23 protein-coding genes and 1 tRNA gene are annotated in these 21910 nt (G+C 54.4%); 4 read left to right on the plus strand and 20 right to left on the minus strand.

The features are described from left to right. Window positions 1-143: 143 nt before the first annotated feature. From AC222A_RS09670 to AC222A_RS09685, 4 genes are all read right to left on the minus strand, one after another. Window positions 144-1133: an LLM class flavin-dependent oxidoreductase gene (locus tag AC222A_RS09670; protein ID WP_372779415.1), complete on the minus strand. Its 990-nt coding sequence runs from the start codon at window positions 1131-1133 to the stop codon at window positions 144-146. Further along, complete coding sequence (locus AC222A_RS09675; RefSeq protein WP_486774907.1) at window positions 1130-1963, minus strand: enoyl-CoA hydratase/isomerase family protein; 834 nt, start codon at window positions 1961-1963, stop codon at window positions 1130-1132. The genes AC222A_RS09670 and AC222A_RS09675 overlap by 4 nt, the downstream gene beginning before the upstream one ends. A 9-nt stretch (window positions 1964-1972) precedes the next feature. Beyond that, window positions 1973-3013: an LLM class F420-dependent oxidoreductase gene (locus AC222A_RS09680; protein ID WP_486774908.1), complete on the minus strand. Its 1041-nt coding sequence runs from the start codon at window positions 3011-3013 to the stop codon at window positions 1973-1975. Window positions 3014-3134: 121 nt separating this feature from the next. After that, window positions 3135-4997: an amidase family protein gene (locus AC222A_RS09685; protein WP_486774909.1), complete on the minus strand. Its 1863-nt coding sequence runs from the start codon at window positions 4995-4997 to the stop codon at window positions 3135-3137. Between the two features lie 98 nt (window positions 4998-5095). Between AC222A_RS09685 and AC222A_RS09690 the strand changes: the two genes are divergently transcribed. Continuing rightward, window positions 5096-5221, plus strand: coding sequence for a hypothetical protein (locus AC222A_RS09690; protein ID WP_486774910.1), 126 nt, complete (start codon window positions 5096-5098; stop codon window positions 5219-5221). 205 nt (window positions 5222-5426) lie between these two features. Continuing rightward, entirely contained in the window at window positions 5427-6437 is a 1011-nt protein-coding gene (locus tag AC222A_RS09695; protein ID WP_486774911.1) for an ion transporter, read from the plus strand. A gap of 434 nt (window positions 6438-6871) precedes the next feature. On the opposite strand, the gene AC222A_RS09700 is transcribed toward AC222A_RS09695, so the two are convergent. From AC222A_RS09700 to thrS, 10 genes are all read right to left on the minus strand, one after another. After that, window positions 6872-6948, minus strand: a tRNA-Pro gene (locus tag AC222A_RS09700). 89 nt (window positions 6949-7037) lie between these two features. Further along, window positions 7038-7916 carry a mechanosensitive ion channel domain-containing protein gene (locus tag AC222A_RS09705; RefSeq protein WP_372783784.1) on the minus strand — a complete coding sequence of 293 codons (879 nt, stop codon included), beginning with the start codon at window positions 7914-7916 and terminating at the stop codon, window positions 7038-7040. Window positions 7917-8069: 153 nt separating this feature from the next. Next, a complete protein-coding gene (locus AC222A_RS09710; RefSeq protein ID WP_372749309.1) occupies window positions 8070-8426 on the minus strand; it encodes a MerR family transcriptional regulator in 357 nt (118 codons plus the stop codon). Beyond that, entirely contained in the window at window positions 8407-8709 is a 303-nt protein-coding gene (gene ihfA / locus AC222A_RS09715; RefSeq protein WP_372749310.1) for an integration host factor subunit alpha, read from the minus strand. The genes AC222A_RS09710 and ihfA overlap by 20 nt, the downstream gene beginning before the upstream one ends. 4 nt (window positions 8710-8713) lie before the next feature. After that, window positions 8714-11083 carry a phenylalanine--tRNA ligase subunit beta gene (gene pheT, locus AC222A_RS09720; protein ID WP_486774912.1) on the minus strand — a complete coding sequence of 790 codons (2370 nt, stop codon included), beginning with the start codon at window positions 11081-11083 and terminating at the stop codon, window positions 8714-8716. Between the two features lie 60 nt (window positions 11084-11143). Then, complete coding sequence (pheS, locus tag AC222A_RS09725; protein ID WP_372749312.1) at window positions 11144-12160, minus strand: phenylalanine--tRNA ligase subunit alpha; 1017 nt, start codon at window positions 12158-12160, stop codon at window positions 11144-11146. 122 nt (window positions 12161-12282) lie between these two features. Continuing rightward, window positions 12283-12639, minus strand: a complete 357-nt coding sequence (gene rplT, locus AC222A_RS09730) for a 50S ribosomal protein L20 (RefSeq protein WP_372749313.1) — start codon at window positions 12637-12639, stop codon at window positions 12283-12285. Between the two features lie 16 nt (window positions 12640-12655). Next, on the minus strand, window positions 12656-12850 hold the full coding sequence (gene rpmI / locus AC222A_RS09735; RefSeq protein WP_372749314.1) for a 50S ribosomal protein L35: 195 nt from the start codon (window positions 12848-12850) through the stop codon (window positions 12656-12658). Window positions 12851-12899: 49 nt separating this feature from the next. After that, a complete protein-coding gene (gene infC, locus AC222A_RS09740; protein WP_372748296.1) occupies window positions 12900-13439 on the minus strand; it encodes a translation initiation factor IF-3 in 540 nt (179 codons plus the stop codon). 2 nt (window positions 13440-13441) lie between these two features. Next, complete coding sequence (gene thrS, locus AC222A_RS09745) at window positions 13442-15367, minus strand: threonine--tRNA ligase (RefSeq protein WP_486774913.1); 1926 nt, start codon at window positions 15365-15367, stop codon at window positions 13442-13444. A gap of 256 nt (window positions 15368-15623) precedes the next feature. Between thrS and AC222A_RS09750 the strand changes: the two genes are divergently transcribed. Then, a complete protein-coding gene (locus AC222A_RS09750) occupies window positions 15624-16220 on the plus strand; it encodes a DUF2780 domain-containing protein (RefSeq protein WP_372748285.1) in 597 nt (198 codons plus the stop codon). 75 nt (window positions 16221-16295) lie between these two features. Here the strand turns inward: AC222A_RS09750 and AC222A_RS09755 are convergent, their stop codons facing one another. From AC222A_RS09755 to AC222A_RS09765, 3 genes are all read right to left on the minus strand, one after another. Continuing rightward, entirely contained in the window at window positions 16296-17516 is a 1221-nt protein-coding gene (locus AC222A_RS09755; protein ID WP_372748286.1) for an amidohydrolase family protein, read from the minus strand. Window positions 17517-17655: 139 nt separating this feature from the next. Beyond that, window positions 17656-17841: a hypothetical protein gene (locus AC222A_RS09760; protein ID WP_372748287.1), complete on the minus strand. Its 186-nt coding sequence runs from the start codon at window positions 17839-17841 to the stop codon at window positions 17656-17658. Further along, window positions 17816-18172 carry a hypothetical protein gene (locus AC222A_RS09765; protein WP_372748288.1) on the minus strand — a complete coding sequence of 119 codons (357 nt, stop codon included), beginning with the start codon at window positions 18170-18172 and terminating at the stop codon, window positions 17816-17818. Before AC222A_RS09765 ends, AC222A_RS09760 begins: the two co-directional genes overlap by 26 nt. A 245-nt stretch (window positions 18173-18417) precedes the next feature. Here AC222A_RS09765 and AC222A_RS09770 point away from each other — a divergent pair, with 245 nt between their 5' ends. After that, window positions 18418-18825, plus strand: a complete 408-nt coding sequence (locus AC222A_RS09770; RefSeq protein ID WP_372748289.1) for a CBS domain-containing protein — start codon at window positions 18418-18420, stop codon at window positions 18823-18825. Between the two features lie 142 nt (window positions 18826-18967). On the opposite strand, the gene AC222A_RS09775 is transcribed toward AC222A_RS09770, so the two are convergent. From AC222A_RS09775 to AC222A_RS09785, 3 genes are all read right to left on the minus strand, one after another. After that, window positions 18968-19159: a zinc ribbon domain-containing protein gene (locus AC222A_RS09775; RefSeq protein ID WP_372748290.1), complete on the minus strand. Its 192-nt coding sequence runs from the start codon at window positions 19157-19159 to the stop codon at window positions 18968-18970. A 13-nt stretch (window positions 19160-19172) separates the two neighbouring features. Further along, window positions 19173-20558, minus strand: coding sequence for a hypothetical protein (locus AC222A_RS09780; RefSeq protein WP_372748291.1), 1386 nt, complete (start codon window positions 20556-20558; stop codon window positions 19173-19175). A gap of 352 nt (window positions 20559-20910) precedes the next feature. Continuing rightward, window positions 20911-21879 carry a porin gene (locus tag AC222A_RS09785; RefSeq protein WP_372763680.1) on the minus strand — a complete coding sequence of 323 codons (969 nt, stop codon included), beginning with the start codon at window positions 21877-21879 and terminating at the stop codon, window positions 20911-20913. Window positions 21880-21910: the final 31 nt, after the last annotated feature.

Raw genomic sequence — 21910 nt, forward strand, 5'->3', positions numbered from 1 at the left:
CCACCCGTGACAATCGCCACCTTTCCTACTAACTCGCTGAAATTCATAATCACCTCTCACTTTTCTGCCCGAATACGCCCGACTTTATGTTCAGGGCGCCGCGCCAAAGAAGAAAAACTTACCGTCTTATTATTCAACAGCACTCAAAGAGACTGCATCACCTCTGCCGCCAATTCGAACGAGCGTAAACGTGCCTGAAGATCGTATACCTGACCGGAAAAAATAATCTCATCGACACCCGTATCGTCGATAAACGTGCTCAGCTTTTGCGCTACGGTGTCGCGATCGCCGACCGCCGAGCAGGCCATGATCTGTGACAGCATCATTTGATCTCGCGCATTCAAGGAGTGCTGCAAATCAGCACTGGGGGGCTGCAACTTGCCGGGTTTGCCCATTGTCAGATTGACAAAGGCGCGCCGCATCGAGCTAGCAAGAAATTCAGCCTCATCGTTGCTGTCTGCCGCAATGACATTAAAACCCGCCAGAACGTATGGCACATCAAGCCATTTCGACGGAGAAAAACGCTGGCGATACAACTGAATAGCCTCGCTCAGCTGGGCCGGCGCAAAATGCGAGGCGAAACCAAAGGGCAATCCCAGCGCGGCCGCCAACTGCGCGCCAAACAGACTGGAACCGAGAATCCACACCGGCACCTTACTGCCTGCGCCGGGCGTAGCAACAACCGTTTGCCCCGGCTCGGGGTCGTCGAGAAATTGAATCAATTCCACCACATCACGGGGAAACTGATTTACATCACCGTCCAGATTGCGGCGCAGTGCATTCACCGTAAGCTGATCGGTGCCGGGCGCCCGGCCCAGCCCCAGATCGATGCGCCCGGGATACAGCGCCTCAAGTGTGCCGAATTGCTCGGCAATGACCAGCGGCGCATGGTTGGGCAGCATAATGCCCCCAGCGCCAACCCGGATCGACTTTGTCGCTGCGGCCACGTGGCCGATAACCAGTGAAGTAGCCGCACTGGCGATGCCGGTGAAGTTGTGATGTTCCGCCAACCAGAACCGACTATAACCCCACTGTTCTGCGTTCTGAGCCAGCGCGACCGAATTGGCGAGAGATTCGGCGACAGAACCACCCTCACGAACAGAGCAGACATCGAGCATGGCGTAGCGTGTCATGTAGCGTCCTTATCAGAAGAGTTTGTGTTGGAGCCGTCTGCTGTCGAGGCTTTGATCGATGCCGAAAGCGACTCCGCGCTCATACCGTCACCCATCAATGCTTGCATATGCGGGCCCGCCTGCAAGTCGCCGGCAATGCGCAGCATGGAGCGGGTGCCCCGCGCCTCCATCGCCGCGTGCACATAGCGCTTGTTGACCGCGACCACCTGCGGCGGCGCGTTGGCAATTCGGCGAGCGACAGCCAGCACCTTCTCGTCGAGATTTTCTGCCGGAAACACTTGATTCAACAAACCTGCATGAACCGCTTCTTCACCACAAAATTCGCGGCCAGCAATATGCAGTTCCATCGCGTGGCGGGGCGACATAAACGCGGGGAACCAGGCGAAATCCGGTAACCCGGCGAACTGCAAGACCGGGTGTGACAGGCGCGCATCGTCCGCGGCATAGATCAAATCACAGGCACCGGCCAGCTCCAGTCCACCGGCCATAGCGTAGCCGTGAATCTGTGCGATAACCGGTTTAGCCAGATCCCACAGTCCCATCCACCCCTCGGTCACGTGGCGCGCCCACTGCATTCCCACATTGGCGGTAAAGTAAGGCTGCTCTGCGGCGAGGTCACTTTTCAGGTCATAGCCCGACGAAAAACACTTACCGGCGCCCCGGATAATGCTCACCCGCACACTGTCATCGCCATCGGCGGACTGCAGCGCCGCAATAAGCTCAGCGCGCAGGGCGTTGCTGATGGCATTGCGCTTTTCAGGCCTGTTAAGCGTAAGCCGGAGCACACCCTCTTCGGGGCGATCAACAATCAACTCATTACTTTCGGTCATCTTTGCGCCTCAATTCTGCTGTTTGTTCAATGAAGCAATCAATTCCAATGCTGCGGGCGAGGACGTGTGCAAGGTCAGCCCGGTTGCGCCGCAATTCAGCCAACGTTCGAAACGTTCGGCTATGCGCTTTTCATCGCCGAACAGGCCACCCTCATCGATATACTCATCCGGCACTGCTGCTATCGCCTCATCGCGCCGCCCCTCTGTGAACAGTGTCTGGATCCTTTCCGCTGCTTCAGGGTAGCCGCGCCGGATCATCTGATCGCGATGAAAGTTGTTTTTCGCGTTTCCCATACCACCAATATAAAGTGCCGCCTGAGGCTTGCGCGCGTCGATAGCTGCCTGCACATTGTCAGTGATTTCGACCTGCACTTGCCCTTGAATCTCAAAATCAGCCAAAGATTTTCCACCGCCAGCCCGTCGAAAGCCCTCGTCAAGCCAGGGGCGGTAAACATCCATCATGCCCGGACAGAAGCCCATGGGAATCCAGCCGTCTGCAATTTCCGCGGTGAGCGTCACCATACTCTGGCTGCCGGTGCCCAACCAGATTGGTATATTGGGATTCATTTTCGCAATGGGTTTCAGAGGCTTGCCCTGCCCGGTGCCCTCATCCTCAGACAGTGGTAATGACAGCGCCTTCCCCTGATAGCTGACAGGCCCATCGCGACGAAAAACCTGCCGCATAATGGCAACCGTGTCCTTCATACGATCATAGGGTTGGGCCCAGCTCTGGCCATGCCAGCCTTCGACAACCTGAGGCCCGGACAAGCCCAGGCCGGCTATTACCCGGCCCTCCCCGGCCAGTTGCTCCAGTGTGCCAAATTGCATGGCCGTCATCGTCGGCGCTCGCGCAGATACCTGCGCAATCCCCGTAGCAAGCCGTATCCGCGAGGTATGAGCAGCGATATACGCTAAAGGGGTAATCGCATCGGTGCCGTAGGCTTCCGCCGTCCAAACCGAGTCAAAGCCCAGCGCTTCTGCTCGTTGAACCAAGCTGAGGGGAATAGTGATTTTTGACGCCGCGTAGTCGATAAAAAGCCCGAGCTTCATGTCTGCCCCTGTATTTATTGTCATCGGGACAGCATGGCAGTATTTGCGGGTTATTTCCTCACCCACTTTGGTGAAACCCCGCCGCCGGCCAGCGACGAAGCTTCACCTTCAAGTGCCGGGCTCAGTCACCGGTAGGGCCGGCCAGTGCCTCCAGCACCTCGATGTAGTGCGCTGGATCGATATTCTCGGGCGCTTGCTCGGCATAGGTGGCGATTGCGGCGCGCTGGCGCGCGTTGAATTGGGCAATGGTGCCATTCTCGCCGCCGGGCGCAGGGCTGATTACCGGCGGTTTGCGATGCAGAGTCGCCTGCTCGAAATCGTAGGCGATGCCAATGCCGGTGCCTTCATCAAACTGACGGACAAAAATCTCCATCCCTCGGGGCACACCAACAGATTCATCAAAGCCTACCGGCACAACGATCGACCCCATCTGCGTGGTGGACCCAAAATCGCAGGTACGGCCGCCGGTCGGCCCAGGTGACAGGATCAACGCATCTACACTGATGGTTTCGCCAAACTCGTCGCGCACCAGATCGCCGTTGTCATCGGTGATTGCATCCATGACGCCAGTCACGTAGGCCCGCATATCGCGAATTGCCTGTAATTGCGATTCCGAAGGCGCGAGATCTGCACTATCAAGAGCGGTCAATGCAACCAAGCCTGCGGTTCTCGGTCCTATCCGACCGGATTCGACAATACCGTCGATACCCGCGCAATCGTCACGGTCGTGGGTTTCTGTCGCCCGAAGGCTGGAGACACACCGACGCGGACTGGAGCCCCCTTCAGCTTCAAACCCGGCAAAATACTGATTCATATCATAGTGTCGTGAGCCCGCGCCCAGATTCGCGAAATCCGGCAGGTAGACATCGTAGATGTTTGCGCCCATGGCTTTGAGCTGTTCAATTGCCGCATCAATCAGTTCACCTTGAGCCCCGGTACCAGTCACCGAGGTGCTGCCACCAAGATTTCTAAGTACCCCTATATTTCGCCCAGCCACACCGTACTGCTCCCTGTCCAAGAATTGGGTGTAGTCTCCCGGACGTTCATTGGCAGGAAACCAGGCGGCTTTCGGGTCGCGCGCATCAAAGGTTGCCATCGCGCTGAGCATCAGCGCAGCATCTTCCACGGTGCGTGTCATCGGACCGCCGGTGTCGCGTTCGTGCGACAGCGGGTAAATCCCATGCTGGGAAATCACCCCGAGACTCGGTCGAATACCCACCAGACCGTTGACTGAAGACGGGTGACGAATGGACTGACAGGTATCGGACCCGGTTCCTCCCAGCGCAAAATTCGCTGCGATTGAGGCCCCGGTACCCGATGATGAACCCGCCGGACTCTCGGCCGTATTGTAGGGGTTGCGTACCTGAATGGCCCGAGCGGAAAACCCCATAGTAAAATAAGCAAATTCATCCTGATTGGCCTTGCCGAGAATGACGGCGCCCGCCTGACGCAAGCCATCTACCGAATGTGCGTCAACACCGGCCTGATGCCCGAGCATAGAGTAAGAGCCCTGGGTGGTGGGGTAATCAAAGGTGTCGTAATTGTCCTTCAAAAGCACAGGCATACAATGCAGAAAGCGATTGCCAATTCCACGATCGCGCTCGTAAAGCGCATCCAGAACTGACGCCTGCTCCAGAGCGTTAGGCATAATCGCCAGCACCCCCAGAATAGGCAGTCCACCACTCTCCTGAGGCGTATCGTTATAGGCCAGGATACGATCAATATACATCTGTGTGATTTCCACGCAGGTCAGAGGCTCGCCATCCTCAGCTACAATGTCACCGGCAAGCACCGCATGTACGTCTGCCATGGTTGCCTCGACCAGCTCAAACTCACGCAAATCGCTGATGCCATTGTCGTTCTCATCAACAAAAGGTTCCGATTCGGAAGCAGGCGCTGCCGGCGACGAACTGGAACCGCCACTGTCGTTACACCCGACCAGCAGAACCATCGCCGCTATCAGGACAAGACAATAAAACTTCATACACACCCCTCTATGACTACTTGCCGCCTATCGCCAAGCAGCGATAAACCTGTTGTTTGCTGGCCCTTTGTAAAACAGGTGCCTGCTGCGAGTAGTCAATGAGCAAGAACAGTGCCACATCAGAAAACCGGCCATACTGGCAACAAAATGTGATTTATCGCACCGGCATGGAACAGCGCATGCACTCCCATCTGGCAATGTCACACCCTAAGTCGGTCAAGTAATCCTGGTGTGTAATTGAACAAACCATTTCGCTTAAGGCGAAGACACTGTCGCACTGGATGCAGTAAATCCACCAGAGTCTTACTGTGGAACCGCGACCTGTGCCCAGTCTGCCCTGCGTAAACAAGACGATAGACCATTGCACCACTCTGGTAGTTTTCCACCCAGCCCTTGCCGTCTCCAACCATCCCCGTAGGATTCAGCACTATGCTGAATTTGAATAGGCAAAAATTGCGCGACAATCAGGAAGCCACCTGGTTTGCGGTCGACCTGATCATGCTTGCCCTGCTCATGGTCAACCTGATCTGGCTCACATTTGACTGGCTGTTTACTGTGGAGTCTTTTGCAAGCGTTCTGCAAAGTCTGGCTCCCGGCTTTCATCAGTTTTACGCCGATCAGGTTCACCCCAACTTTCTGCACTATGACCTGATGTTTGTCGCGGCCTTTATTTCTGAATTTATGGTGCGCTGGGTGGTCGCCGTCCGCCGGGGCCGCTACACGCGCTGGTACTGGTACCCCTTTATTCATTGGTATGAGGTACTCGGCTGCATTCCCCTAACCGGGTTCCGCCTGCTGCGCCTGCTGCGTATTATTTCAATGCTCTACCGCCTGCAGACGCTGGGCATCATCAATTTGCGGGAAACCCGCGCCGGGCGCTTCGCACAGTCAAACTACGACGTACTGATGGAGCATGTCGCAGACCGCGTAGTGATTAACGTACTCGATGGAATGACAGATGAGGTTCAGCACGGCAGACCGGTTATGCGCGACTTGATCCAGCGCGTTATTCTGCCCCGCAAACAGGCCATTGCCACAGCGCTGGCCGACCCAATGACCCAAGGTCTTGAACATCAGCTGGCGCGTCATCACAGCGCAATTCGCAGCTATCTTCAAAACCGTATTCGCGAAGCCATGGAGGCCAGCGAAGATATCGGCAAATTGGAAAAAGTCCCCCTCGTCGGCGACTACACATTGGAACTGCTGGAACGCACCATCAGCGATATCGTTTACAACATCGTCAAACAATCTGCTGACGACCTGACCCACGTCGACAATAAGCAGCTTGCGGGAACCGTTGTCGAAGCGGTTATGGAAACGCTGATGAAAGAGTCATCAGGGCTCGACAGGGTAGCGGAGGAGATTCTTGTGGAGTCGCTGGAGCTTATTAAAGAGCGGGTTGCTGGTAATAAGGCTTTGGAGAGGTTGGAGGGTGGTTGATGCGATTAACTTACGCCGCCGCGGATCAACTATCCGGAAATACCAGATAGTTGCTCATCCCCATTCTGACTCAATCACGGACACTACTGAAAACCCAACACCCGAGAAATACTGGGTAGTTGACCGCGCAAGCCAGATATCGCAGATATTGCGACAACTGCCGGCTCTTCATCATTTCATTGCCGAGAGGCACCGCTAGAGCCAGAGTGCAGGCCCAATGCGGATGGGACGGTATTATCAACAGGGTTGGGTGAGTGCCATCCCCCGTTAATTGGGTAGAGCCTGCTCGTAAAGCTCAGAGATACCGTCATATGTACCGCCAAATTGACGGTATGTTATCGAATCAACGAAGACGTAATGAGATAAAGCTTAACGAAAAAAGCCCTGAAAAACAGGGCTTTTTGAGGGGTTTTGGACTTTATGAAACAAGAAATTGGTCGGGACGGCAGGATTTGAACCTACGACCACCACACCCCCAGTGTGGTGCGCTACCAGACTGCGCTACGCCCCGATTTGAGGGGCTGCATGATACAGCAGACCCATGGCCAATGAAATACTAAATCGTGAAATTCTGAGCTTACTGTTTGATTTTCGCGCCGTTTACGTTGCCGCCGGCGAATCTGGCAAGGCCTCCACTTTCATCGAGTAGTTACCCTCCATAACCTCGCTCAAAATCGCTTGTTCAATCGCCACCCGCCGTGCGGTGGGTACAGGCATTCGCATGACCAAGTGAATTTCCTCGGGCGCAGGCACTTGTATAGTCACCCTGGGTTCCACCGATGGCGGCTCCAGTCCGCGCTGATTACTGAAACGCACTAGATAGCGGCGGGCCTCGTCCCTATAGGGCTGACACTCGCGCTTCGCCGCTTCCAGCATGGCCTGCTTGGCACCTTGCCAGTTGTGGTCACGCTTGAACGGTATGCTGATAACATGGAACATGTAGCGCGTATTGGGGGTTTCGTTAATCAGTGCTTCCGACACAAACATGGCGTTTGGCAGGGTCAACACACGGCCAGTTAATTGATGAGAGCCCTTGCCCGGCCCTACCTCCAGCAGCGTGGTAGTCAGGGGGTTATGGTCGATAACGTCGCCGCGGTAATCCTTGATCTGAATACGGTCGCCAATGTCGAAGGCGCTGGTGCCTGCCTTAAGAACAGAGCCAATCAGACATAGGATCAACTCTTTGGTAGCGACAACCAACGCCACCGCGATCGCAACAACCGAAAAGGCGACTGTTCTGAGCTCCTCGCCCCAGATCAGCACCAAACCCAGCAGTAACAGCAGCACAAAGGCATTGCGCGACTGTACCAGCCATTTGGTGCGCAGTTCAGAGGTAGTCACATTTTTACGGATAAAGCGGGCACTGACGGAACGCAGTACAAGAACAGCAACTACCAGCAGAAAGGTACTGACCAGAAGCCTAACCAGCGGCGCCAGCAGCGCTACCTGCTCCTGTGTGATATCAACCTGTTCCAGCATACCGTTACTCCTTGGGGTTTCGCCTATTCTACCGAAGGAGGTTCCGGGGAACGCAACAAATGTTTTAGAAAAGGCGGGGCTCTATTGTGCTGGCGGAGCTTTAGCGTGCGGGCGAGACTCCTGCCAACTAACCAACAGGAGCGTTATCGATACTCAGGCTTTGAGTTCTTTAAGGAGATCTTCCAGCTCGGCGATCATTTGCCGAATTACTTGCTTATATTGAGTTTCGTCATCTTTGGCTTCGTCGCCAGACAGACGCTGTCGCGCGCCGCCAATAGTGTAACCCTGATCGTATAGCAGGCTGCGGATCTGACGAATCATGATCACATCCTGCCGCTGGTAGTAGCGGCGATTACCGCGACGCTTTACCGGCTTTAACTGGGGGAATTCCTGCTCCCAGTAACGCAAGACGTGTGGTTTGACCAGACACAAGTCACTCACTTCGCCAATGGTGAAGTAACGCTTTCCGGGAATTGCCGGCAATTCGTCGTTATGACTCGGTTCCAGCATATTGCTCTACTCTGGCTTTTAATTTTTGTCCTGGGCGAAAAGTCACTACGCGGCGGGCGGAAATCGGGATCTCTTCACCCGTTTTGGGATTGCGACCTGGCCGCTGGCTTTTGTCGCGCAGATCGAAATTACCAAAACCCGAGAGTTTTACCTGCTCGTTGTTTTCCAGGCAATTTCGAATCTGTTCGAAGAACATCTCAACAAGTTCTTTGGCTTCACGCTTGTTGAAGCCAAGTTCCTCGTATAAATGCTCGGCCATCTCGGCCTTGGTAAGAGCTGCCATGACTCTAGTTCCTCAATGTCGCGCCAAACCCCTCTTCCAGAGCGCGGATAACGTGACCAACGGATTCATTCACTTCTTCTTCGTTAAGAGTGCGTGAAGAATCCCGATACGTCAAGCCAATGGCCAAACTTTTTCTTTGCGGATCAATACCTTCACCCTCATAAATATCAAAAAGGTTCAGGTTTACCAAATGCTCACCAGCGGCTTTTCGCGCCATATCCAGCAGGCTTTGGGCCGCGACTGCGCGATCAACCACGACCGCCAAATCCCGGCGGACTTCAGGATATCGGGACGGCGTATGGAACACCGGCACCTGCCGCTCGGTAATCGCAGCCAGCTTGATTTCAAACAGATACACCGCCTGCTCCAGATCAAACTGTTTGCTTAATGAGGGGTGCAGGGCCCCAATATGACCCACTTCTTCGCCATTAAGCAGGATTCTGGCACTCTGACCAGGATGCAGGGCGGTATGCTCAGCGGCCTCAAAGCGATAGTCGCGGCCCGCTACCAGTGTCAGCAGGGATTCGAGGTCACCTTTAGCATCAAAGAAGTCCACTCGCTCGCCCTTACCGTGCCAGCTTTCAGGAGTACGATTGCCAGTTAGCACGGCCGACAGCGTTGCCTCCTGCTGCAGACCACTCTCACCCGGAATAAAACACAAACCAGTTTCAAACAGACGTACTCGAGACTGCTGCCGATTCAGATTGTGAGCAACAGCCTTGAGCAGACCCGGCCAATGGCTCAGGCGCATATCCGCCAGGTCGGCAGAAATAGGGTTTATCAGTGATACAGCCTCAACACCCGGGAACATCGCTTTCTGCCAGACTGGGTCGACAAAGCTGTAGGTTATCGCCTCCTGATAACCCAGCGCGGTCATGCGGCGGCGCACGTCGCCGACACCAACCCTGCCTTCCGGAACCGCCGTGATTTCAAGCGAACCGGTTATCGGTTTTACCGGCAGGTTGTTGTAACCGACAATCCGCGCCAGTTCCTCCAGCAGGTCGACCTCGATCGCAAGGTCAAAACGCCAGCTCGGTGTGGTCGTCGTCCAGCCACCATCTGCCGATTGCACAGTCAGACCCAAGCCGGTCAGAATTGCCTCGACGCGCTCAGCCGGCACCGGCATAGCCAGCATTTTTTCAATGCGCGCTTCGCGCAGGCTGATTTGCTGCGGCTCCGGCAAATGCGAGGTAGCACGCTCAACCACCGGGCCGGGCTCCCCCCCTACTATCTCAGTGATCAACCGTGTGGCGCGCTCTATGGCCTGCAAGGGCAGCTCATAATCCACACCACGCTCAAAGCGGTGAGAAGAATCGGTATGCAATCCGTAGGAACGGGCTCTGCCAGCGAGTTTTTCCGGTGCAAAAAATGCCGATTCTAGGAAGATATCCTTTGTGCTTTCGCCAACGGCACTTTCCTTGCCACCCATAATGCCAGCCAGGGCCAGGGCTTTTTTCTCGTCAGCGATTACCAGGGAGTCTGCGCGCAGCTCCAAATCCTGCCCATCGAGCAAAGTAAGTTTTTCACCCTGCTCTGCCAGGCGAACCCGAATGCCGCCATCCAGTTTGGCCAAATCAAAACCGTGCAGCGGCTGCCCCAACTCCAACAAAATATAGTTGGTCACATCTACAACTGCATCGATGGAGCGCAATCCTGCGCGACGAAGTTTTTCCTGCAGCCACACTGGAGACGGTCGAGTGATATCGATATTACGAATTACGCGACCACAATAGCGAGGGCAATCGGCCTCAGCCTCAATCGTAATTTCACGCTGGTCGTCATTAACTGCCGCAACCGGCGCACAGTCAGGGGTTTTTATCTCCAGACCATTGAGTACCGCAACGTCGCGCGCAATCCCGCGAATACTCAAACAATCGGCTCGATTCGGTGTAAGCCCAAGCTCAATCAGCTTGTCATCCAGACCCAGCGCATCGCGCAAATTCTGACCTACCTGCACCTCCGGGCTAAGTTCCATCAGGCCACCGATAGACTCTCCCAGCTCCAGCTCATCCGGCCCGCACAGCATGCCAAAGGATTCCACCCCGCGCAGCTTGGCCTTCTTGATTTTGAAGTTGCCGGGCAATACAGCGCCCACCATGGCAAAAGGCACTTTAATACCCGCTCGGGCATTAGGCGCACCGCAAACGACCTGAAACTCGTCTTTGCCATCGCTGACTTTGCATACGCGAAGCTTGTCCGCATCCGGGTGTTGTTCTGCGGCCAGAATCTCACCGACGATCACGCCACTGAAATCGCCGGCGACTGCCTCTATCGCATCCACTTCCAGACCAGCCATCGTAATCTGGTCGGCCAATTCCTGTGTGCTCAGCTCAGGATTTACCCATTCCCGAAGCCACTGTTCACTGAATTTCATTGCTGTTCCAATCGCTATGCCCGTTTATCACGGGCTGAATTTAGAGGGTTTTAACTGCTCTCAGGCAAATTGCCTCAAAAACTGCAGATCACTTTCGAAAAACAGGCGCAGATCATTAACGCCATAACGCAGCATGGACAGGCGCTCTACGCCCATACCGAAAGCAAAGCCGCTGTATTTATCCGGATCAATATTGGAGTATTCAAACACCTTGGGATGCACCATGCCGCAACCCATTATTTCGATCCAACCGGTCTGACTGCAGACCCGGCAGCCGTCACCACCGCAGATCACACACTGAATATCCACTTCCGCTGACGGCTCGGTAAAGGGGAAGTACGACGGACGAAAACGCACGGCCAGCTCTTTTTCGAAAAAGGCGCGCAGAAAGGATTCAATCAAACCCTTGAGGTCGGCAAAACTGCTGTCTTGTGAAATCAGCAGACCTTCAACCTGATGGAACATTGGCGTATGCGTCAGATCCGAGTCGCAGCGATAAACGCGCCCCGGGCAAATAACTTTCAGCGGCGGCTCGCGCTCTTCCATCACCCGCACCTGCACCGGCGAAGTGTGCGTGCGCAACACGGTGTTATCTGACACATAGAACGTGTCGTGCATGGCCCGCGCCGGATGGTGGGCGGGAATATTAAGCGCCTCGAAGTTGTGGTAATCGTCTTCGATTTCCGGACCTTCCACCGACTCAAACCCAATGCTGCCGAAAAATGCCTCTATGCGCTCGATGGTGCGGGTAACCGGGTGCAGACCGCCACCATCTACGCCTCGTCCGGGCAAGGTAACGTCGATGGTTTCTTTGGCCAGCTTTTCAGCAACTGCTGCGTTTTCCAGATCGCTCTTGCGGGCCTGAATCTGGTCTGACAGTAGTGCCTTAACGCGGTTGATTTCGGCGCCGGCCTTGGGCCGCTCTTCTGCAGACAAACCACCCAGGCCTTTCAACAGGGCGGTAATAGCACCCTTCTTACCCAGGTAAGCCACGCGCACATCATCCAGTGCTCTGGGGTCGCTCGCGGCTTGAATTTTTTGACTTGCCTCGTCAGCCAATGCTTCGAGGTTTTCCATGCTTTTGCCTCTGCTTGGTCCCGCCAGAATTGCGGGTCACGATACAAAAAAATAGGGAAAGAGCGGCAGCCCTTTCCCTATCTATTCAATCAATACTGGCGGCACTGCGAGCCGCCAGGGCATTACGCCAAGGCTGCTTTTGCTTGCTCTACGATGCTCGCAAAAGTGTCTTTGTCGTGTACTGCCAGATCAGCCAGAACGCGACGGTCCAGACCAATGTCTGCCTTTTTCAGGCCAGCAATCAGACGGCTGTAGCTCAGACCGTTTGCACGAGACGCCGCATTGATACGGGTAATCCACAGTGCGCGGAACTGACGCTTCTTCTGACGACGGTCACGGTAAGCATATTGACCTGCTTTGATGACCGCTTGCTTGGCTACACGGAATACACGTGAACGTGCACCGTAGTAACCTTTGGCTTGCTTCAGGATTTTCTTGTGGCGACGGTGTGCTGTCACACCACGTTTTACGCGGGGCATAGTCTACTCCTTACCGTTAGTTAGCGCGCATCATGCGATCTACGAGCACTTTGTCTGAAGCGTGAACTTCAGAGGTGCCACGCAGCTGACGCTTACGCTTGGTGGTCATTTTGGTCAGGATGTGACTCTTATGAGCGCTTTTACGCTTGTAGCCGGAAGCCGACTTCTTGAAGCGTTTAGCTGCCCCACTGTGTACTTTCTGTTTAGGCATCTTTCGATACTCCGCATTTTTGCATATATATAAAGCAGGCCCTACGAGCTCACTGCTTGCGTTTTTTGGGAGCGATAACCATTGTCAACTGGCGGCCTTCCATTTTTGGAAATTGCTCTACGGCGCCGTATTCTTCCAGGTCATTTTCAACCCGTTTCAACAACTCCATACCAATTTCCTGGTGGGCCATCTCGCGGCCTCGGTAACGCAGGGTTACCTTGGCTTTATCCCCGTGCTCAAGGAAACGCATCAGGTTGCGCAGTTTTACCTGATAGTCACCTTCTTCAGTTCCTGGACGGAACTTGACTTCTTTCACCTGGGTTCGCACTTGTTTCTTTTTCTGGGCGGCTTTTTCCTTCTTCGCCTCAAAAATGTGCTTACCGTAGTCCATTACCTTGCAGACGATTGGGTCTGCGTCGGCAATCTGAACCAGATCCAGTCCGGCCTCTGTCGCGACCTGCCTTGCCTGATCAATGGGTACAATGCCAACTTGCTCTCCGTCGGCACCTATAAGGCGCACTTCGCGCGCTGTAATTTCATCGTTCAGTGGCGGCTTTTTATCGCGGCCCTTACTGTTATCTCGTCTGATCGTTAACTCTCCAATGCAACGCGGCCGCGACGCCCGACGTCTGCGGCGAGATGTTCAGCGATCTGGTCCCAAGTCATGGTTCCAAGATCCTCGCCCTGACGCGCACGTACGGCCACGGTTTGATTCTCAACCTCCTTATCGCCTACCACGAGGATATAAGGAGCCTTTTGAATAGTGTGCTCGCGGATTTTAAAGCCGATCTTCTCATTTCTCAAGTCCGCGTTTACCCGGAAACCCTTGTGAGCCAAGAAATTTTCCAATTTTTTGACCGCATCGGCCTGATTATCGGTGATATTACAGATAACCGCCTGAGTCGGCGCCAGCCAGGTGGGGAAAGCCCCCTCATAATGCTCGATCAAAATGCCGATAAAACGCTCAAAAGACCCAAGAATGGCTCTATGCAACATAACCGGTGTTTTTCGCTCACCACCTTCTGACACATACTGAGCGCCAAGACGACCCGGCATGGAGAAATCCACCTGAATTGTACCCAACTGCCAAACCCGACCAATACAGTCTTTCAGGGAAAACTCAATTTTCGGCCCATAAAAGGCACCCTCACCGGGCAGCTCTTCCCACGGCAGGCTTTTAGCATCCAGAGCATCGGCCAGTGCCTTTTCCGCACGATCCCAGTCTTCATCGCTGCCTACCCGCTTTTCCGGGCGAGTCGATAGCCGATAAATCACTTCGGTAAAGCCAAAATCGTCGTAAACGCTGTGGAGAAAATCAATAAAATCAGCAACTTCAGGCTGAATCTGCTCTTCAGTACAGAAGATGTGGGCATCGTCCTGGGTAAATCCACGCACCCGCATGATGCCATGCAGCGAACCCGAGGGCTCATTGCGGTGGCACGAGCCGAATTCCGCCAGCCGCAATGGCAGGTCGCGGTAGCTGCGCAGCCCCTGATTAAAAACCTGCACATGGCAGGGGCAGTTCATAGGCTTGACCGCAAACTCGCGCTCTTCTGCCTTCAACATAAACATATCGTCGCCGAACTTGTCGGCATGCCCCGACTTTTGCCACAGCGACAGATCAACCACCTGGGGCGTACGAATCTCTTCGTAGCCATTCCAGTTTTGCTGTTCACGCATGTACTGCTCAATGGTTTTGTAGACGGTCCAGCCCTTGCTGTGCCAGAAAACCATTCCCGGCGCCTCTTCCTGCATGTGGAACAGGCCGAGCTTCTTGCCAATTTTACGGTGATCGCGCTTTTCAGCTTCTTCCAGCCTGGTCAGGTAGGCCTTCAATTCCTTCTTGTTGCGCCAGGCTGTGCCGTAAACCCGCTGCAGCATTTCGTTATTGCTGTCGCCACGCCAATACGCACCGGCCACCTTGGTCAGCTTGAAGGCTTTCAATTTACCGGTAGAAGGAACGTGCGGACCTCGGCAGAGATCCATCCAGTCACCCTGTTTGTAGACGGAGATTTCCTCGCCAGCCGGCAGGTCGCGAATAATTTCGCACTTGTAGTCTTCACCAAGCTTTTTGAAGGCTTCTACCGCCTCATCGCGGTCCATCACCAGGCGCTGAACAGGTAAATCTTCCGACGCCAGCTCGCCCATGCGCTTTTCAATGGCTTCCAGATCTTCAGGGGTAAACGCACGCTCAAAGGCAAAATCGTAATAGAAGCCATCTTCCACCGTTGGGCCAATGGTGACCTGAGCACCCGGGAAAAGATCCTGTACCGCCATTGCCAGCAAATGGGCGGTTGAGTGGCGAATCACTTCCAGGCCCGCTTCATCACGGTCAGTGATGATCGCCAGCTGAGCGTCTTCATTGATGGTATAACTGGTATCTACTTCACGCCCATCTACGACGCCAGCCAGGGCGGCCTTTGCCAGTCCGGGGCCAATATCCATAGCCACATCGGCAACAGTAACTGGGTTATCGAAGGAGCGCTGACTTCCGTCAGGGAGGGTAACAACAGGCATTGTGTATCCTTAATCCAGTGGTGGCCCCTACCAAAGGCCACATGCTATGGCGACTGCGCCACAAGAGGCACAATAACGATGAAAATGATGAATTGGTATCGAGCCGGCCATTATCCGGATTGAAGCCGGCGCAATCAAGCAAAGTACGACGTGAGCATAGTGCATCTGCGCCTATTGATTACAGTGGCGCAACCGACAATAGCTGTCTAATCTTAAACCAGCACCAACGCCCCTTCCCCCACGAGTATTCTCAACCATGAAGAAGTTAGCAGTAATTGCCCTCATCAGTTCACTTAGCCTTCCTGCCCAGGCGGGTTTTTGGGATAGCCTGTTCGGAGGTGGCGACAGCAAAGAAGCTGCGCCAGAGCCCGCCACTGAACCAAACAAAGAGCCCCCACCCCCTGCCGCTGAAAGCTCAGCAAGCGCCTCGTCATCAATGGCAGCAACCGGGATGCAGCTACTACCGCTACTTTCGCAGTCATTGGGCGTCAGCGGCGCCCAGGCAGCAGGCGGTATGGGCTCACTACTACAGGCAGCGCAAACCCTCCTGTCAAATAGCGAATTTGCCACCATCGCCAAAGCAATACCTGGTGTCGAAACGCTAATGAGAGCTGCGCCTGCGGTGAGCGCAGCAACCGGAGGTGGTGGCATGATGGGCAGCGCCATGGATATGGCATCAAAATACAGCCCGCAGGCGAAAGCGGGCTCAGAGCTTGTATCGCAGTTTAAATCGCTCGGCATGGGTGCCGACATGATTCCCAAGTTCACCGAAGTGGGGAGCAGCTATCTACAGCAGAACGGTAATGGCGAGGCCAGCACCCTACTGAGCAGCGCAATGGGTGGGATACTCTAGCCCCAACGCAAAACAGGGCGAACTCCTGCAACGCAATAGCACCGCGTTGCAGGGGTTCGCCCTGCTGTCAAAGCATCATGCGGCGGGTTTGATTTCCGCCTTGGTGGGTCCAATCCGCTCAGCAATCGGCACCAGCTTCTCCCGGTCAAAACCGTAGAATTTGATGGCATTCTCGCCCAGCATCTTCGTCACTTCCTCATCCGGCAAACCGTGGAAGGTATCGATCATGGCGTCACGGGTGCTCGGCCAAGTACCTTCCGGGTGCGGATAGTCGCTGCCCCACATCACCTGATCAATACCCATATCGTGGCGGTATTTCATATCGCTGCGCGGGATGCACGAAGCCCCAATACCAACGTTGCGTTTGAAGTAGTCGGTCGGGGACATCGACAAGTGCGAACGAAAATCGCCCAGTTTGGCCGAGAAATGCACGTCGTGGTAATTGTGATCCAACAACTGCAGGTAAGGCGGCAACATCCAGCTAGTACCGGTTTCAGTAACCGCAACCTTGAGTTTCGGGAAGCGCTCAAACACACCACCCCAGATCATGAAAGTCAGCGGACGGTAGGTCCAGAAGAAGACCTCGGAAACATACACACCCATGCCGCCGGGGTAGTCGTCCGGCGCCTCTTCAGGGAAGTTTTTACCGAAGTATTCCTTGGTCATCGCACCACCGGAGTGGAAGTTAACAATGATGCCGAGATCTTCACAGGCCCGCCAAAAGGGGTCGTACTTCACGTGGTGATAGGGCTCAAAAGGCCCAGTAGACAGCGGAATCAATACAGCTTTCAGGCCGCTTTCCTTCACCCAGCGCACTTCTTTCACCGCCTCTTCGATATCCCACAGCAGGGGAATCGACGCCACTCCGGCATGCCGCTCAGGAGACTGCGAACAGAACTCCGCCAGCCAGCGGTTATGAGCGCGGGCACCGGCCCACTGCAGCTCCGGCACAATCGTCTCATCCGAAGGCAAACCCAAGCCGGCACCAAAGGGCGGACTGTTGCGCTCCGTAATACCGTCTACAAAAACCACCTCACCGGCAATACCGTCTTCGTCCAGCATTCTGATGCGCTGATCGTGATCCCAGGCGCCGTGCAGGCCATGCTCCACGCCCGCTCGCCATTCATCGTTGATCTCTTTGATCAGAAAGCTCTGCTCAGCTTTCTCCGTCATTTCAATCTGGATGGGCAACGCCATGTCAAAGGTTTCTCGGTATTGCGGGTCCAGGTAGTCACGGTACTTCTCGGGCGGCAGGCCCGCATGACAATCCGATGAGATAACGATATAGCGATCCATAAAACACTCCTGCTATGACAGCGACAGTAGCCCTGCACATCTTCATTATTGTGGGGTAGATGTTGCTAAAGTTACACAGCGTTCTACTTTTTTCAACACAGGCGTCATTACACTTTGGTAGGAATAAAGGCTTGGCGAATTACTGCCCTTTTTGCCGCCCCAGGCTATGTGCACTCGCGGCGCGATCCAGCCGCCTTTTGGCGATACTGTCCAGTCGGGCACCCATTTCCTCCAGGTCTCGGCGAAACTGCCAGACTGCGGCCGCCAGAGCCAATGTCGCCAGCAGAATAAAACCTGTGCTAGCCCACACGAACAATTCGGGCATCCACTTCAATGCCGTTTTCCTCTAGCCCTGCTTTTAACTGATCGCGCGTCTGGTTCAACACGATGCGGCGCATCAAGCCGGGCGACAAGGTACTGACTTTGCCGCCAACCCAGGAGCGCTGCGCAACCACCGTTAATGGGTTGAGAATTTCCAGCGTTATCAGCGTGCGTGGCCCCTGCTCACCGAGTTCCGCTGGGAGATCGTGCGCTGAGAGTAGCTCAGACGCACTGCTGCGCAGTCTCGCTAGCTCTGAGTAAAGACGCCAGACTATTAAGGCCAACACAACCAAAAGCATGACATTGATAAAAAGCGCAATATAAAGCCAATTCATACAAACGTTCGATCCTGATGTTCAGGGGCGCCATTATGCCGCAAGCCGTGGTACAAGCGCCTGACTTAATTGGACAAAATGTGCACCGTTAGCGAATTCGTGGCAACGCGTTGCAACCGACAGGCGCCCCGCCGCAAACACCAATAGTTGACCGCAAGTCGCCGGAATAGCGGGATTTTTCCATAACGGTTTTCCTGCTTTTGGCGTATAGTAATTACATAGACAGAGGTTCAGGAGTTCGCAACATGACCCAATTACTGGTGAAAGATGTGATGATCGATAACCCGCCTTCGGTAAAGTGCGGCGAGTCGTTGGATGCTGCGGTTGAAAAGCTGATTCAGCACAGGCTGCTTGGCTTACCCGTGATTGACGAAAAAAAACAAGTTGTTGGTTTTCTGTCTGAGCAGGACTGCATCCACACCATGCTGATCAGCAGCTATCACTGCGAGGAGTCGCGCTCAGTAGACGACATCATGAGCCACCAAGTACTCACTGTAGGCCCCAACGAAAGCATCATTGATATTGCCCAGCGCATGGGAAAGGAAAAGCCTAAATCCTACCCAGTGGTTGCTGAGGGCAAGTTGATTGGCCTGTTAACGCGCGCCAATATTCTTCATGCGCTGTGGGAAAACCACGCTGAGTGCAGTATCTGAGGTAATCAGACGTTAGCTTAGCGCAGCGACGCCATCGCCAGCCGGACGCGCTGCCTGCGCTCGCTTGCAAGGCAAGCCCCCACCAGCTCAACACTTCTGACGGGAACTGGTGGCGTTAAAGCCACCAACCAGCTTTAACGCTTCACGCGTTTTCGGCCACCAACTGAACTTCCAGTTCACCAGCTTCTCCTGAATACAGGCTCACAACAATTGGCTGGCAGCAGACAGAGCAGTCTTCCACATAACTGTCGCCCACCTGCATGCAATCCAGCAAGAGACTGATCTGTTGCCCGCAGTACGGGCACATAGCTGATCGTTCTTGCAGCGCTTCCATTGCTCACTCCAAGTCAGGGTCTGAGTCGACGATAGTCTTCATAGTGATGAATCGCAACGCCGCGGTATGCGGAATATTGCCCACGCAACCGAGCATTCACGCTTCGCAACACACTCTGCATGAAGCCGTCACCTTCTTGGCAGAATGTGATACTTGCAGGCTCGATACACATGGTTTCCACCCCGACAACCATGGATTTCCCCGTAGCGTTTGCATAGCGCAGCTCAGTATCTGCATCTGCCAAAATTCGGGCTTCGGTATCGCGATAGTCCATTAATGCGACGCCGTCTGTCGCATCTATAATCCATTCATGCAGGGGACGCGACTGTCCATAGCGGGGCACCATGTGGATGTCATACCAGACCGGCATATCGACAACCAGCGGCATAGAAACCGCCGCCAATCGACGGTCTGCTTCCTGGTAGAGGTCAATCAGTTGATTTGCCACACTGTTGCGGTCACCCTGCCACTGATGAATCAGGTGCGCTTCAATATCGAAGTGTACGGCATTTGGTCTCGCATCCGGGTAGCGACGGGTGAACTCAACAGCTTGATCAACCAGTGTAAGCACCTCGTGATGATTGTAGTACAGCGCCCATTCTGGTTTACCAAACACTAACTCCACCGCTATACCGCGTGCCTTTGCCATGCGAATAAATTCAGCCAGAGCTCCCTGATTGTGCAGCACCGGGGTACGCGCGTCGACATACAGTGCATTGAGCTCTCGATTGGCGGCAAAGGTAAACAACTCTTGGCGACGCTGGCTGTTGAGCACCGTGTCCGCCTTCCACACCCAAAGCCCGCGAGTGGCCGCTGCATTCGGTGCGGACGGTGCCGCACGCGCCGCCTCAGGCGGAGCCGCCGGTGACTCGTAACGCACATCCGACAGATAAATTCGATCAGTGCCATGGTTTGCGGTAAAGAACGGCACACCATTAGTCTGCGCAATACCCACATACACCGTGGTCACGTTGCTCACATCAAACCCGAGTGAGGCGCGATACCAGCCGCCCCCCTGCGCACTGAAACCCACTTCATGGCCTGGAGCTCGCGCACCGACGCCCCCAGTCACTAGATCAAAGTACGTTCGACGAATTTCTCCACTACGCAACCGCGTAGCTAAGTAAACCCAACGCGCACCGGTATCTTTCATATACGCAGAAAATATGCGGTAACCACTGCCCTGCTGGGAAGCACTAAGGTCGTGTATGGCATCATGGGCGCCGCTGCCATAGGCACGCACTGAATAATAAGTCTTATTGGTTGGACCGGCGGGGCCGGCGCCCACCATCTCCACACGATTTTGACGTAGCTCAGTGAGCTGTTCTGCTTGAACATGGAATACAGTCAGAAGAATTAAGGCTAATAAAAAAGAGGTTCGAAAAAGGGCTTTAAACATTAAAGGGATCATCCACCGTAAATAATTACTGCCTGGCAAGTGACCGTCGTTCCAACAAATGACAGCTCGATACAACGCCTGCGCGCTGTATCGGGTTCAGGTTTTCACACGGGGAAAAGCTGGTTTGTTGAGTTATCGTTGTAAACGGTGTTTACAGGTTGTTATCGAAGGTCGCCGCCACTATCAGCGTCGATACTAGGTTCAGGTGAAATCGTTAGAAAGCGAAGAACGCTGCTAAAAAACCGGTTTGTGCGCTGTTTCATTGTTAACACGCATACTTAACCGCGAGTGACGTGCACACGCGACACACACTGTTGCCGCCCTGCAACGCCTTTTACATCGCTCCAAAATGCTATAAGGCGAAGCGAACACCGGCTTCCAAACTCACGAAATCAGCAACCGTAGAAGCCTGATGCCGATGCAGATTGGTATAGACAGTCAGCCTCTCTTGCAGCAAGAAATCTACGCCAATACTGCCAAGATACTCACTGCGCTGTTGGATATCAGATTTCCCGTATTGGGTTTTCACCAACCATTGCCCCATATCAAGCGCAACGCTGGCAATCTTAGCCAGCGCCGACGATTGAGCCGGACGCGATTCTCGCTCAACTGCAGCACCGAGTCGCACAACACCGGCAGTCCAGTGTGCTGCAATGCGCTGTCGCGACAAATCGTTGGCTTCAATGTGTCGCTCTGCAGCTACGGCGATACCTGCACCGTCGCGCTCTAGCCACAGCGCTGCCGAATAACCATCACGACGTTCCTCTCCTGCTGCGGTATCGCCGTTCTCAGAGGCCACCAGCGCCACCTCTGCACGTATCAGTGAAGACACAGGTGTTTGGTAGTACAACGTGTCACTGGTGCGAATATCACCATTCCAGAGTTCAGACGGATCACCTAAGGTATCCGAGAAAAGATCTACCGCGTTTGCCAAATGACGCAGTGGCGTTTCCATGACACCGGCCCTCAGCGTCCCCAAATGAGATTGCACCCCCAGAAAACTGTCGTTGCGCACAAAGGTGTCATTGCTGTCGCCATCCAGATCTACCTCATATTCCAACTGATAGATAACTGACACGTCCTCGGAGTGTTTGAAATCACCCACCACACCGATATACGAGCCGCGACTGTCCACATGCCACCCGCCATCACCTCCCGTTTTGCTATAGCGCGCCCCCACATCAAACTGCCCGTAAAACCGCGCACCAGGCAGTTCACTGGCAAACGTTGACGGGCTGCCCAACAGCAATACGCCACCCCACAAAAATGGGCGCAGCCATAGTGTGAAATGCACAAGATTCAAAACTGACAACTTAAACATTAAACCCGTTTTCCTATCATTGTTATGCGGG

It is taken from the genome of Litorivivens sp., from assembly GCF_057445395.1.